Source organism: Rubrivivax soli, assembly GCF_049810355.1.
Classification (GTDB): Bacteria; Pseudomonadota; Gammaproteobacteria; order Burkholderiales; family Burkholderiaceae_C; genus Rubrivivax.
This window is the reverse complement of sequence record NZ_CP187368.1, coordinates 3,955,818-3,969,078: the sequence shown is the minus strand read 5'-3', so window position 1 is coordinate 3,969,078 and position 13,261 is coordinate 3,955,818. Positions and strand designations below refer to the sequence as shown.

The following is a 13,261-nucleotide window of genomic DNA, read 5'->3' as shown; positions in this document are numbered from 1 at the left end:
GCCCGCCTGCAGGTCTAGAGTCCGCAGCGTGTGCACTGATTGAAAGGTCTGCCGATGCGCCAGATGGCCTCCGGCAGCGACACCACGCTCCATCGCCTGGTGGTCGAACATTCCCCCGACGCGCTGGTGCTGTGCGGGACCGACGGCAACGTGCTGTTCTGGAGCCCCGGTGCGTGCGCCACCTTCGGCCACGCCGAGGAAGAAGCGCTGGGCCGCAGCTTTGCCGAACTGGTGGTGCCCCCCGACCGCGCCGCCGAAGAGCAGGCGCTGCGCGAGGCCGCACTGGCCGGCGACGTGATGACGCGCTCCACGCTGCGCCGCCACCGCGACGGCAGCCTGCTCTACGTCGACAGCACGATGCGCGCGGTGCGCCACGACGACGGCAGCCTGCAGGGCTTCCTGGTGAGCACGCGCGATGTCACGGCGCTGACGGTCGAACGCGACGCGCGCCTGCTCGAGGAGCGCTACCGCGACCTGCTCGAGTGGGTGCCCGATGCCATCGTCATCGCCAACGAGATCGGCCGCATCGTGCTCTTCAACAGCCAGTCCGAAGCCATGTTCGGCTGGGCGCGCGCCGAGATGATCGGCCAGCCCATCGAGAGCCTGCTGCCGCGCCGCCACGGGCCGGTGCACGTGGGCCACCGGCTGCGCTACCAGCGCAAGCCCCAGGTGCGGCGCATGGGCGCGGGGCTGCAGCTGTACGCGTTGCGCAAGGACGGCAGCGAGTTCCCGGTGGAGATCAGCCTCAGCCCGCTGGGTGCCAGCGACGGCCGCTTCGTGATGAGCGCCATCCGCGACATCAGCCAGCAGAAGGCGGCGGAGAAGGAGCTGCAGGAGAAGAACGCCGCGCTGCAGGTGGCACACCAGGCCAAGGACCGCTTCCTGGCCACGATGAGCCACGAGCTGCGCACGCCGCTGAACGCCATCCTCGGCTTCTCGGGCATCCTGCTGATGAAGCTGCCCGGCCCGCTGAACGCCGAGCAGGAGCGGCAGCTCGGCATCGTCAAGCACAGCGGCGAGCACCTGCTCTCGCTGATCAACGACCTGCTCGATCTGGCGAAGATCCAGTCGGGCACGATGCAGCTGACGCCCGAGTCCGTCGACGTCGGCCGCCTGCTCGGCGAGGTGCACGCGTCGCTGCAGCCGCTGGCCGATCGCAAGGGCCTGGCGCTGACGCTGCAGCTGCCGCCCGCGCCGGTGCAGTGCCGGCTCGACCGGCGCGCGCTGAACCAGGTGCTGCTGAACCTGGCCAACAACGCCATCAAGTTCACGGCCTCGGGCAGCGTGCTGCTGGAACTGGACGACACGGCGCCGGGGCTGCGCATCCACGTCGCCGACACCGGCGTCGGCATCGCGCCCGAAGACCAGCAGCGCCTGTTCCGCTCGTTCACCCAGGTCGGCGATCCGAGCCGCAGGCCCGAAGGCACGGGCCTGGGCCTGCACCTGAGCGCCAGCCTGGCCGAGCTGATGGGCGGGCGCATCACGCTGCAGAGCGTGCTGGGCGTCGGCAGCCGCTTCACGCTGCATCTGCAGGACGGCTGAACCACCATGGCGCGCGTGCTCGTCATCGAGGACAACGACATCAACCTGGCGCTGATGCAGTACCTGCTGGGTGCCTTCGGCCACACCGTGCTGGTGGCACGCGACGGCGAGGAAGGCCTGCGCATGCTGCACGCGGGCACGGCCGACGACAGGCCGGACATCGTGGTCTGCGACATCGAGATGCCGCGCATGGACGGCGTGGCCTTCGCCGGTGCCGTGCGGTCGGACCCGGCCCTGGCGCAGCTGCCGCTGCTGGCCGTGACCAGCAGCGCGATGGTCGGCGACCGCGACCGCTTCATGCAGGCCGGATTCGACGACTACGCCGCCAAGCCCATCGACACCGAGCGCTTCGTCGGCTGGATGGAGAGCCACCTGCGTCCCGGCAGCGCGGACCTGCCGCCGCCGGCGGTGCACGACAGCCTGCCGGCGCCGGCGCTGCCCGCCTGCACCGGGCCGCACGTGCTGGTGCTCGACGACGAGCCGGTGAACCTGTCGCTCAAGCGCAGCGCGCTGGAGCCCCTGGGCTACCGCGTCAGCACCGCCACGCTGGCCGACGAGGCACTGGCGCTGGCGCTGCAGGACCCGCCGCAACTCATCATCACGGACGTCGGCATGCCGCAGGCCGACGGCTTCGACTTCATCTGCCGCGTGCTGCGCCAACCCGTGCTGCAGCAGGTGCCCTTTCTCTTCATCACCGCCACCCACTGGGACACGGTCGCGCGCGAGAAGGCGCTGGCGCTGGGCGCACGGCGCTTCCTGCGGCGGCCGCTGCCCACCGAGCAGCTGCTGGCCGAGGTGGCGGCGGCGCTGGCGCCGCCCGGCGCCTGAACCGGCGCGCTGCGCCTCAGCCGCGCGCGCGCAGCCAGGCTTCCAGTTCGTCGGCCGGCATCGGCCGCGCCACGAAGTAGCCCTGCAGCTCCTCGCAGCCCTGCGCCCGCAACCAGTCGCGCTGCGCCTCGGTCTCCACGCCTTCGGCGACGGTGCGCAGGCCCAGGCTGTGCGCCATCTGGATGATCGCGCGCGCGATCGCCGTGGAACCGTGGTCGTGCGGCAGGTCGTGCACGAAGCTGCGGTCGATCTTCAGCCGGTCGACCGCCAGGTCCTTCAGCCGGCCGAGCGAGGTGTAGCCGGTGCCGAAGTCGTCCACCGACACATGCACGCCCAGCGCACGCAGCCGCTGCAACGCCTGCCGCACCACGGCCAGGTCGTCCATCAGCATGCGCTCGGTCAGCTCCAGCTCCAGGGCCTCGCCCGGCAGGCCCGCTTCGGACAGGCGCCGCGCGACGAGATCGACGAAGCCGTCGGCTTCGAACTGCAGGCCCGAGAGGTTCACCGCCACCGGCACCCGGGCCAGCCCGGCATCGCGCCACGCACCGGCCTGGCGCAGCGCCTCGCGCAGCACCCAGTCGCCGATGGGCAGCATCAGCCGGCGCGTCTCGGCCACCGGGATGAAGGCGTCGGGTTCCAGCAGACCGAGGTCGGGGTGGGCCCAGCGGATCAGCGCCTCGAAGCCGACGAGACTGCCGTCCTGCGCCGACAGCTGCGGCTGGTAGTGCAGCACGAAGGCCTGGTCGCGGATGGCCTGCGTGAGCTGGCTCTCCAGCGCCAGTTCGGTGTAGGCCGCCTCGGCCATGGCCGGCTCGAAGAAGGCGCAGGCGGCGCGGCCGCGGGCCTTGGCGTGGTACATCGCGGTGTCGGCGTGCTTGATCAGCTCGTCGGGCGTGTCGCCGTCGCGCGGGAACACCGCCACGCCGATGGACGGCGTGACCGAGATCGACTCGCCCTCCACCTCGACCGGCGCGCCCACGGCGGCCAGCAGCTTGTGCGCCACCTCCTGCACCGCGGCCATCGGCATGCCGCCGGTCAGCAGCACCAGGAACTCGTCGCCGCCGAAGCGCGACACCAGGTCGCCCGAGCGCAGCGTGCCGGTGATGCGCTGCGCCACCGTCTGCAGCAATGCGTCGCCCACCAGGTGGCCGAGCGAGTCGTTGACGCGCTTGAAGTGGTCGAGGTCGATGAACAGCAGCGCCAGCCGCGCGCCGGCCGCACGCGCGGCCGGCAGCTGCACCTCCATGTGCTCGATGAAGGCGGTGCGGTTGGGCAGGCCGGTCAGCGCGTCGTGGTGCGCCAGGTAGTGGATGCGCGCCCGCGCCGCGATGTGGTCGCGCAGGTCGCGCACGATGGTCATGCGCAGCCGCTCGCCCTGGTGCTGCATCGTGCGCACGATGAACTCCACCGGCAGCCGCGTGCCGTCGCGGTGCAGCACCGCGGTCTCGTAGCTGGTCTCGGCGCCCGAGGTCATCACCGCCGCGACGCGTTCGCGCTGGTCGGGCGCCACGAAGTCGAGCGCCGGCTGGCCGCGCATCGCCTCGAGCGTGTGCCCCACCAGCGCCAGCAGCGGCGGGTTGGCATCGGTGATGAGGCCGTCCTTGTGGAAGACGATGCCCTCGGCGCTGGCGTGCATGAACTTGGCCAGCCGCTCTTCGCTGTCGCGCAGTGCCGCCTCGGCGCGGCGGTGGCGCGTGATGTCGGAGATCAGCACGAAGGCGCCCACCGGTTCGTGGCCCTCGTCCAGGTGCGGCAGCAGGTGGACCTCGATGTGGCGCGTGCCGCCGTCGGGATCGGGCAGCTGGCGCTCGTACGAGGCGCCGCGGCGCTGCTGCAGCACGGCGTCGACCTGCGGCTGGATCAGCTGCGCCGCCGACTCGCCGATGATCTGCGCGAAGGTCAGGCCCAGAATGCTCTGCTCGTCGCGGCCGAACATGGCTGCGTAGCCCAGGTTGGCGAAGCGGCAGGTGTAGCCCTGGCGCTCGTAGTAGGCGATGGCCACCGGCACGTTGTTGGCCAGCAGCCGGAACTGCGCCACCTCGGCCCGCAATGCAACGATCTCTTCGGCCGGGTGGTGGATGTTCATGGGTTACTGCGTTGGTTCGACATCGGCCACGCTGGCCGCCAGGCACAGATCGTCCCAGGCCCGGGCCTTGTCCGGCAGGCTGCGCAGCAGGTAGGCCGGATGGTAGGTGACGACCAGCGGCACCCCCTGGTAGCGGTGCACGCGCCCGCGCAGCTTGCCGATGGGTTCGCTGCTGCGCAAGAGCGCTTGCACGGCGAAACGTCCCATCGCCAGGATCACGCGCGGCCGCACCAGTTCGATCTGGCGCACCAGGAAGGGCTCGCAGCGCGCCAGCTCGTCGGGCGCCGGGTTGCGGTTGCGCGGCGGCCGGCACTTCAGCGTGTTGGCGATGTACACGCGCTGCGCCGGGTCGCCGTCTTCCGCGCGGCTGAGCTGCAGCGCGCGCAGCATCGCGTCGAGCAGCTGGCCCGAGGCGCCGACGAAAGGCTCGCCCTGCAGGTCTTCCTGTTCGCCGGGGGCCTCGCCGACGACCATCCAGCGCGCCTGGGCGTGGCCGACGCCGAACACCGTCTGCGTGCGCGTCTCGCACAGGCCGCAGGCCCGGCAGCCGGCGACCGCCTCGCGCAGCGCCGGCCAGTCGAGCCGGGCGACGGCCGACGCCGGCACCGGCACAGGCGCGGCTGCCGGCGCAGGTGCGCGCACGGCCGGTGCGGGTGCGGGCGTGGGAACGGGCGGGGGTGCGGGCTCGGCGGCCGCCGGCGGCTGCCACAGGCGCACGCCCATGGCGCGCAGCAGCGTGGCCTGGCGTTCAGTCCACGGCATGGTCGGCGGGCGGCAGCAGCTGCAGGCGCATCACGATGGCGTCTTCGCGGGTGGCGTGCGGGGCCGGATAGTAGCCGCGGCGCCGGCCGACCTCGGCGAAGCCCAGCCGGGCGTACAGCGCACGCGCGCGCTGGTTGCTCTCGCGCACCTCCAGCCACAGCGTGGCCAGGCCCAGCTGCCGGCCGCGCGCCTGCACCGCCTGCAGCAGGCTGGTGCCGAGACCGCGACCCTGCCACGACGTGGCCACGGTGACGTTCAGCAGGTGCAGCTCGTCGACGCCGGTCATCGCGACGAAGTAGCCGACGATGCCGTCCTCGGCGTCGACCAGCACCTGCGCCTCGTAGCCGGCGGCCAGCGAGTCGATGAAGTTGCCGCGGCTCCAGGGGAAGCTGTAGGCGCCGGTCTCCACCGCCATCACGGCGTCGACGTCGCGCGCGTGCATCGGGCGCAGCACGGGCGCCGGGGCCAGTTGCGCGCTCATGGAGCCGGCGCCTTGGCGGCACGCGCAGCCTCGCGCTCGGCCGTGGTCTGCGCGATCTTGTCGCGCAGGTACAGCGGCAGGGCCTGCTCGGCCGGGATGCCGGCCCCGGCGGCATGGGCCTGCAGCGCCAGCCGCAGCAGCGCCGCAGCGCGCGCGTGCTCGTGCGCGCACACCGGCTGGCCGGCCGGCAGGCCCAGGCGGTCGCCGAAGGCGGCCAGCGCCGAGCCCGCCACCCGCGCCGGCGCGGCGCCGTCCCACAGCGCCGCGGTGGCCGGCAGCGTGTACAGCGCCGGTGCCAACAGGACCTGCCAGCGGCTGCCTTCCCAGCGGTAGCGGCCGCCGTACACCTCGTCCATGCGCGCGTCCATCACCACCACCACGTCGTCGTCGCCGGGGTGCTGGGCACGGGCGTCCTCGGCCACCAGCAGCAGGCTGTCCAGCGGCAGCAGCGGGCGGTCGAGGCCGAAGCCCAGGCCCTGCGCCACGGCGCAGCTGGTGCGCAACCCGGTGAAGGCGCCCGGCCCCTGGCCGAAGGCGATGGCGTCCAGGTCCTGCAGCCGCAGCCCGGCCTCGGCCAGCAGCCGGTGCACGGCGGGCAGCAGCGCGGCCGACGCCTGCGCGCCGCCGGGCAGCAGGCGTGTGCGCTCGCCCGCCGGGCCGGCCACGGCGATGGCCAGATGCTCGGTGGAGGTGTCGAAGGCCAGCAGCCGCGCCGTCACGCCGCGCGCTCCTGCACCGGCCCGGGCCGCGCGGGCGCCGCTCCGGCGTGGCGCAGGCCGAGCAGCAGCCCGCAGGTGACGCACAGCAGCCCGCCGAGCGCCGCCGCACCCAGCGGCTCGCCCAGCAGCGGCACCGCCGCCAGCGCGGCCAGGCCGGGCACCAGCGCCGTCATCATCGTCGTGCGCACGGGGCCGAAGGTGGTGACCACCTGGGTGAAGGCCAGGCCGGCGATCAGCATCGAGAAGCCGCCCTGGAACACGGCCTGGAAGGCGATCTCGCGCCACGGCGCGGCGCCCAGCTGCGTCGGCACCCAGCCGGCGGCCACGCCCAGCGCGAACAGCGGCACGTAGCTCACGAGGCAGCCCACCGCGATGGCCAGCGTGGCGTCCACCGCGCCGACGCGCCAGCGCCGGCACAGCACGCCGTACAGCGCCCAGCAGGCGCTGCCGCCCAGGAACAGCAGGTCGCCCTTCCAGACCTCGCCGCCGTCGAACGCGCGCAGCAGGCTGCTGCCGCCCACCAGCAGGTCGCCGGCGACGATGAGCGCCAGGCCGGCCGCGCGCGGCGCGGTGAGGCGGTCGCCCAGCAGCAGCACCGCGAACACCGCGGTCCACAGCGGCAGCGAACCCGGCAGCAGCACCGCGGCGTGGGCCGCCGGCGCGTAGAAGAAACCGGTGTAGGCGAAGGCGCAGTAGCCCACGCCCGCGGCCAGCGCCAGCACGCCGCCGCGCCGCCACGCCTGCGCGCCGCCGAGCCCGGCGCGCAGGGCCGGCCAGCGCCACAGCGCGATCGGCAGGGCGATGGCGCCCGAGAACACGAAGCGCAGGAAGGCGATGTCGAAGGGTGTCAGCGTGTGGCGGGCGCTGGAGCGCGCCACGAGGATGAACGACGTCCAGATCGCCAGCACCGCCAGTGCGCACGCACCACCGATCCACAGGGCGCGCCGCGCGGGCGGCCAGGAAGGCTGGGCAGGCATGGCGGCGAGTTTAGCCGTGCGATCATGGCCGCATGCGCCGCCTCCGCGATGTCCTGCCCGCCTGCACCTTCGCGCTCTGCGCCGGCCTCGCCCACGTCGCCAGCCTGGCCGCCGACCTGCCGCCGCAGGTGGAACAGGCACTGCAGCGCGCGCGCGTGCCGGCCGACGCGCTGGCGGTGGTGGTGCGCGAGGTCGGCACCGACCGCCACGTGCTGTCGGCCGGCGCGCAGCGCGCCGTCAACCCCGCCTCGCTGACCAAGCTGCTGACGACGCTGGCCGCGCTCGACCGCCTGGGCCCGGCCTGGACCTGGACCACGCCGGTGTGGCTGCACGGCCGCGTGCAGGACGGCGTGCTCGACGGCCACCTGGTGCTGCAGGGCACCGGCGACCCGAAGCTGGTGGTCGAACGCCTGTGGCTGCTGCTGCGCCGCGTGCAGCAGCTGGGCGTGCACACGATCCGCGGCGACATCGTGCTGGACAACAGCGCCTTTGCCGTGCCCGAAGGCAGCGCCGCCGACTTCGACGGCGAGCCCACGCGGCCCTACAACGTGCAGCCGGCCGCGCTGCTGCTGAACTACAAGACCGTGCGCTACGACTTCGTGCCCGACACCGCCGCCGGCGTCGCGCGCGTGCTCGTGGAGCCGGCGCTGGCCGGCGTGGCCGTCGACCGCACGGTGCCGCTGGTCCCGGGACCCTGCGGCGACTGGCGCGGCGCACTCAAGCCCGAGTTCGGCGCCGAGCGCGTGCGCTTCGCCGGAGCCTATGGCACGGCCTGCGGCGAGCTGTCGTGGCTGGTCGCCGACCCGCAGCCGGCCAGCTACAACGGCCGGCTGCTGCGTGCGCTGTGGGCCGAGATGGGCGGGCAGCTCGGCGGCACGGTGCGTGAGGGCGCCGCGCCTGTGGGCGTGCCGCCGAGCATCGAACTGCGTTCGCCGCCGCTGGGCGATCTGGTGCGCGACATCAACAAGTTCAGCAACAACGTGATGGCGCAGCAGCTGTTCTACACGCTGGACCTGCAGCGCCACCCCGGCCAGCCCGCCACCGCCGCCGGTGCGCGCGAGGCGCTGCGGCAGTGGCTGTCCGACAAGCTGGGCGAGCTGCCGCCGGACCTGGTGCTGGACAACGGCTCGGGCCTGTCGCGCGACACCCGGCTGACGGCGCAGCTGCTGGCGCGGCTGCTGGTGCGCGCCTACGACAGCCCGGTGATGCCCGAACTGGTGGCCTCGCTGCCGGTGCTGGGCCTGGACGGCACGCTGCGCCGCGCCCGCGCCACGCCCGGCCGTGCGCACCTGAAGACCGGCTCGCTGCGCGACGTCTCGGCCCTGGCCGGCTACGTGCTGGCCGACAGCGGCCGCCGCTACGTGCTGGTGGCCGTGGTGCAGCACGCCAACGCGCAGGGCGCACGGCCGGCGCTGGACGCGCTGGTGCAGTGGGTGATGCAGGACGCGCCGCCGCTGTAACCGCCGCGGCCTAGACTGCGGGCTTCACACCGGACCCTGCCATGACCTTGCCCGATGCGATCGGCTACCTCGCCGCCGCCCTGACCACCGCGTCCTTCGTGCCGCAGGCGCTGCTGACGCTGCGCACGCGCAACGTCAGCGGCATCTCGCTGGGCATGTACAGCGCCTTCACCGCCGGGGTGGCGCTGTGGCTGGTCTACGGCATCAGCCTGGGTGAGCTGCCGATCATCGTCGCCAACGCGCTGACGCTGGCGCTGGCCGCGACCATCCTGACGATGAAGATCCTCGTCGAACGCGAGCAGCGCCGCGGGGGTGATGCCCGCGGCTGAGCCGGCTCAGAAGCGGTAGCCCACGGCCACGCAGTACGACCACGGGTCCAGCGTCGCGTCGAGCGTCTGGCCGGTGGACAGCGTGGTGCGCGTCTTCAGCTTGGTCTTCAGCACGGTGGCGTCCAGCGCCCAACGCGGCGCCAGCTGCCAGGTGGCGCCGATCTGCGCCGTCAGCGCCAGCTTCGACTCGACCTCCAGCGTCGTCGGGTTGGCCGGCGTGCCGCCGGTCAACGCGGTCAGCGCCGCGGTGCTGCGGGCCTTGTAGAACTTGGCGTAGGTCGGGCCGATGCCCACGTAAGGCCGCAGCGGCGCGCTGGCGCCGAAGAACCGGTACTGCGCCAGCAGCGTGATCGGCAGCGCCTTCACCTCGCCGATCTTGCCGACGCCGGCGATGGCGCCGTCGCCGACGATCTCGTGCGTGAAGCCGGCCGCCAGCGGCAGGTCGAGCGTGAAGTGGTCGTTGATCGCCCAGCTCAGGCCGCCGGTGATCTGCGTGTCCGAGCGGATGTCGGCCTTGGTGCCGGCAAACGCCGGTGCGCTGAGGTCGCCGCTGGTGACGTCGGGCGCGATGCGCGTGACGCCCAGGCGCACGCCCAGCTTGCCGGCGATCATGTCCGACAGCCCCTGGGCCTGGACGGGTGCGGCCGCCAGCAACGTGCCGGCGACGGCGATGGCAGCCGCCGAGCGCGCCGCGTTGAGAACCTGTGCCATGTGATGTGTCTCCTCGGGTCCGGTGCTCAGATCCAGCCGGCCTGGGCCAGGCGGCGTGCGATCAGCTGCGACAGCAGCTGGTGCCCGTAGGGCGTGGGGTGGAACCCGTCGGAGAAGGCCCAGGTCTTGTACCAGTTGGCGCCTCCGGTGGCGCCCGTGGGCGGCGCGGCGGCGAGCGCGGCGTCGGTGCAGGTGGGGAAGCTGTAGACCGGCAGGCCGTCGCTGCCCACGCCCACCGCCGGGCAGGCGGTGTCGCGCACGTTGGTCAGGCCGAACTGCGCCGGGTTCGCGACCTGGTCGTTGAACGCGGTGTAGAAGTCGACGATCGCGATCTTCGGATTGCCCGCGGCGCGCGTGGCCAGCTGGGTGTTGAAGGCCACCACCCAGCTCTTGAACAGCCCCTCGCTCTGCGCACGCGCGGTGGCGCCGGCCGTGCCGCCGCCGCTGGCCGCGGCGATGCCGTCCAGCACCATCTGGAAGCGCGGCGTGTTCGTGATGCCGGGCATGTTCAGCACCGCGATGCGCTGCGCACCCTTGTCCAGGCCGCCGGCCTGCAGCACGGTGTAGAAGCTGTCGGCCAGCGCCGTCATGTAGGTGCCGCCCGCGGCGGCCAGGCCGGCGGCGCCGCCGGCCGCCGCGGCCTGCACTTGCTGCGGCGTGAGCAGCGAGCCCAGCAGCGCCAGGTACGACGCACCGCCGTCGCTGGCCGCGGCCAGGTAGGCGCCGACCAGGGCCGAGGCGTCGTTGCCGCCGCCGTCCACCAGCAGCAGGTCGTTGGCGCCGAAGTTGCCGGCCGCGGTCGCGGCGGCGAACTGCACGCCCACGGCGCGCGGGTCGCCCGCCGTCAGGCCGCCGCTGGCGGGGTTGATGACCGCGCCGCCGATGGCGTAGTTCGTGCAGCCGGCGGTCGGGTTCGGCACGAAGGTGGTGCCGGTGAAGCTGAAGAAGTTGCAGCCCTTGCCCAGGCCGAAGGTCTGCGACACGCGCTCGGGGTAGGTGTCGTTGCCCTGCACCGTGAACTTGATGCCGAAGGTGCCGACGTCGGCGAGGCTGTCGCCCATCACGCGCAGGCTGCTGACGCTGGTGCGGGTGCTGGTGTCGGCGCCACCGCCGCCGCAGGCGGCCAGCAGGGCGGCAAACGCGGCGGACAGCACCAGGGCCGCCGTTCCACGACGGGTCAGTGTCATGTTGTCTCCTTGGGACAGGGGAGTGGCGCGCAAAAAAGCACGCTCGTTCGATTCGGAGACGACTATAGGTGCGGCGCACCGCGGCACGGCAGCGGGGAAACCCCGCTCCAGACGTGCGCAGGGCCGCGTGCTGCGGCCCTGGCGTGCATTCGTGCCGGCGCGGCCGCCGGCGTGTCGGCTAGAACGGGTTGCGGCGTGCGCGGTCGGCCGCGAGGTTGCCGATCTGCAACTGGCCGCCGTAGGCCAGGCGCAGGTCGTCGGCCCACATGAAGACGCCCGCGGCGCCGGGCTGGACCAGGGTCTGGTCGTCGCAGTCGGGCAGCGGCGCGGTCTCGACGCACACGGCATTGGTGACGTTCACCAGCCCGAACGATCCGGGCGAGCGCACCATCGCCTGCGTGCGCAGGTCGGCCTGCACCAGGCCGACGAAGCGGCCGTCGAGCAGGATGTTCACGCCCAGCTGCTCGTTGAAGGCGGTCGTCAGCCGCGACAGCAGCGCGGCGCGGTCGCCGCTGCCGACGAATTCGAGTCGCTGCTTCAGCGCGTAGGGCGTGAGGCCCATGTCGGGCACGGTGGAGATGATGACCTTGGCGCCGTACTCCACGAGCCGGTTCACCTGCTGCGCCAGCAGCCGACCGCGCTGGCCGGCCTCGGCGAGCAGGTCGGTCTCGCTGCGCCCGGGGAACTGCTGGTACAGCTCGATGATGTCGTTGGCGCCGGCCAGCAGCGCCACGAGGTCCTTGTCGCGGAAGCCGCCGCCGGCCAGCTGCGCGTCGACCTGCACCTGGATGTCGGCCACGCGCGCACCCGGCGTGGCGCGCATGATGGCCTGCGGCGCCTCGACGTTGCCGGGGTTGCACTCGGCGAAGACGAAGCCGTAGACCCCGGCCAGCGACTGCACCCAGTTCGGCTGCGACAGGCAGTCGGGCGTGTAGACCGTCTCGCCGCTGGCGTCGGTGCTGGCGACGGTGGCGTTGGTGCTGTATTTCTTGCCGCCGGCCGTGATGGCCGTGGTCTCGTCGCCAAAGGCGATCACGCGGCCGGCGATGAAGGCCTCGAACTGCGAGGTGCCGCCACCGCACGCAGCCAGTGCCGCGACGGCCACCACGGCGGCCAGCACGTGGCGGCAACGGCGCGCGGCATTCCTGCTCAAACTCATCTCTGCTCCGAAAGGGGGCGTCTGGCCGGGCGTTCCGCCACGGGCTCAGGCCGCCGCAGCGCGCTGGAGCCGGTCGCGCACACCGTCCCATGCGGGACCCGGCGGCGGCCTTTCGACCCAGATCTGCGACGCGCCCGCAGCGTCGAAGGCGCGCAGCACGGCAAACAACTCGTGCGCTGCCGCCGCGGCGCGGCGTGGCATGGCACGGTGCACCACCCCGGCGGACGCCGGAGGGAGCAGGGCCGAATATACCGCGACCCCCTGCGGCACCGGCCCGGCCAGGGCCGCCCGCAGCGCCGGGCCGTCGAACAGCACAACCTTGGCGCGCGGTGCGTAGTGGGCCTCCAGCGTGCCCGAGGCGCGCGGCGAGGCGGCGTCGGGCGCCGCCAGCGGCTGGCCGATGGCGGCTTCGAGCTGCGTGCGGTCGAGCCCGCCCGGGCGCAGCAGGGCCGGCGTGGCCCGGGTGCAGTCGACGATGGCCGACTCGATGCCGACCTCGCAGGGGCCGCCGTCCAGCACCAGCAGGCCGTCGCCGAACTCGTCGGCCACGTGCGCGGCGGTGGTCGGGCTGACGCGCCCGAAGCGGTTGGCGCTGGGCGCGGCCACGCCGGCGACGCCGCGCGCCGCGCAGGCGCGCAGCAGCGCCTGCGCCAGCGGATGCGACGGCACGCGCAGGCCGATGCTGTCCTGTCCACCGGCCGCCGCGGCGCCGGCACCGGGGCGGCGCGGCAGGATCAGCGTCAGCGGCCCCGGCCAGAACGCGGCCATCAGCGCACGCGCTGCCGGGCCGGGCGGCAGCGCGAAGACGTCGATGGCGGCCGCGTCGGCCACGTGCACGATCAGCGGGTGGTCACTGGGCCGGCCCTTGGCCGCGAAGATGCCGGCGACGGCGGCGTCGTCGTCGGCCCGCGCGCCCAGGCCGTAGACCGTCTCGGTGGGAAACGCCACCAGCGCGCCGGCGGCCAGCGCGTCGGCGGCGGCGGCCAGGGCGGCCGGGTCGTTGCCGTCGGTCACGGGCAT

At 73.5% G+C, this 13,261-nt stretch carries 12 protein-coding genes and 2 pseudogenes; 4 read left to right on the top strand and 10 right to left on the bottom strand.

Annotated features, from left to right (window positions below; translation table 11 throughout):
* Window positions 1-54: 54 nt before the first annotated feature.
* Both ACPOLB_RS18135 and ACPOLB_RS18130 read left to right on the top strand, forming a co-directional pair.
* Window positions 55-1,542, top strand: a complete 1,488-nt coding sequence (locus ACPOLB_RS18135; RefSeq protein ID WP_425257416.1) for a PAS domain-containing sensor histidine kinase — start codon at window positions 55-57, stop codon at window positions 1,540-1,542.
* Window positions 1,543-1,548: 6 nt separating this feature from the next.
* Window positions 1,549-2,370, top strand: coding sequence for a response regulator (locus ACPOLB_RS18130; RefSeq protein ID WP_425257415.1), 822 nt, complete (start codon window positions 1,549-1,551; stop codon window positions 2,368-2,370).
* 16 nt (window positions 2,371-2,386) lie between these two features.
* On the opposite strand, the gene ACPOLB_RS18125 is transcribed toward ACPOLB_RS18130, so the two are convergent.
* From ACPOLB_RS18125 to ACPOLB_RS18100, 6 genes and pseudogenes are all read right to left on the bottom strand, one after another.
* Window positions 2,387-4,456, bottom strand: coding sequence for a putative bifunctional diguanylate cyclase/phosphodiesterase (locus tag ACPOLB_RS18125; protein WP_425257414.1), 2,070 nt, complete (start codon window positions 4,454-4,456; stop codon window positions 2,387-2,389).
* Window positions 4,457-4,459: 3 nt separating this feature from the next.
* Window positions 4,460-5,218: a uracil-DNA glycosylase gene (locus ACPOLB_RS18120; RefSeq protein ID WP_425257413.1), complete on the bottom strand. Its 759-nt coding sequence runs from the start codon at window positions 5,216-5,218 to the stop codon at window positions 4,460-4,462.
* The gene (gene rimI / locus ACPOLB_RS18115; protein ID WP_425257412.1) at window positions 5,205-5,699 is read right to left on the bottom strand and encodes a ribosomal protein S18-alanine N-acetyltransferase; all 495 of its coding nucleotides are present in this window, start codon (window positions 5,697-5,699) and stop codon (window positions 5,205-5,207) included. The genes ACPOLB_RS18120 and rimI overlap by 14 nt, the downstream gene beginning before the upstream one ends.
* On the bottom strand, window positions 5,696-6,418 hold the full coding sequence (tsaB, locus tag ACPOLB_RS18110; RefSeq protein WP_425257411.1) for a tRNA (adenosine(37)-N6)-threonylcarbamoyltransferase complex dimerization subunit type 1 TsaB: 723 nt from the start codon (window positions 6,416-6,418) through the stop codon (window positions 5,696-5,698). The genes rimI and tsaB overlap by 4 nt, the downstream gene beginning before the upstream one ends.
* Window positions 6,415-6,882, bottom strand: a pseudogene (locus ACPOLB_RS18105) (EamA family transporter); the annotation flags it as partial. The pseudogene ACPOLB_RS18105 and the gene tsaB, both read right to left, overlap by 4 nt.
* A 66-nt stretch (window positions 6,883-6,948) precedes the next feature.
* Window positions 6,949-7,395, bottom strand: a pseudogene (locus ACPOLB_RS18100) (EamA family transporter); the annotation flags it as partial.
* Between the two features lie 32 nt (window positions 7,396-7,427).
* On the opposite strand from ACPOLB_RS18100, the gene dacB reads away from it, so the two are divergent.
* On the top strand, window positions 7,428-8,855 hold the full coding sequence (dacB, locus tag ACPOLB_RS18095) for a D-alanyl-D-alanine carboxypeptidase/D-alanyl-D-alanine endopeptidase (RefSeq protein ID WP_425257410.1): 1,428 nt from the start codon (window positions 7,428-7,430) through the stop codon (window positions 8,853-8,855).
* A gap of 41 nt (window positions 8,856-8,896) precedes the next feature.
* The gene (locus ACPOLB_RS18090; protein ID WP_425257409.1) at window positions 8,897-9,184 is read left to right on the top strand and encodes a SemiSWEET transporter; all 288 of its coding nucleotides are present in this window, start codon (window positions 8,897-8,899) and stop codon (window positions 9,182-9,184) included.
* A 6-nt stretch (window positions 9,185-9,190) separates the two neighbouring features.
* On the opposite strand, the gene ACPOLB_RS18085 is transcribed toward ACPOLB_RS18090, so the two are convergent.
* The 4 genes from ACPOLB_RS18085 to ACPOLB_RS18070 all read right to left on the bottom strand — a co-directional run bounded on the left by ACPOLB_RS18085 (window position 9,191) and on the right by ACPOLB_RS18070 (window position 13,261).
* The gene (locus ACPOLB_RS18085; RefSeq protein WP_425257408.1) at window positions 9,191-9,895 is read right to left on the bottom strand and encodes an OmpW/AlkL family protein; all 705 of its coding nucleotides are present in this window, start codon (window positions 9,893-9,895) and stop codon (window positions 9,191-9,193) included.
* Between the two features lie 26 nt (window positions 9,896-9,921).
* The gene (locus tag ACPOLB_RS18080; protein WP_425257407.1) at window positions 9,922-11,082 is read right to left on the bottom strand and encodes an SGNH/GDSL hydrolase family protein; all 1,161 of its coding nucleotides are present in this window, start codon (window positions 11,080-11,082) and stop codon (window positions 9,922-9,924) included.
* Between the two features lie 178 nt (window positions 11,083-11,260).
* Window positions 11,261-12,241, bottom strand: a complete 981-nt coding sequence (locus ACPOLB_RS18075) for an SGNH/GDSL hydrolase family protein (RefSeq protein ID WP_425257406.1) — start codon at window positions 12,239-12,241, stop codon at window positions 11,261-11,263.
* Window positions 12,242-12,286: 45 nt separating this feature from the next.
* A complete protein-coding gene (locus ACPOLB_RS18070) occupies window positions 12,287-13,261 on the bottom strand; it encodes an L-threonylcarbamoyladenylate synthase (RefSeq protein WP_425257405.1) in 975 nt (324 codons plus the stop codon).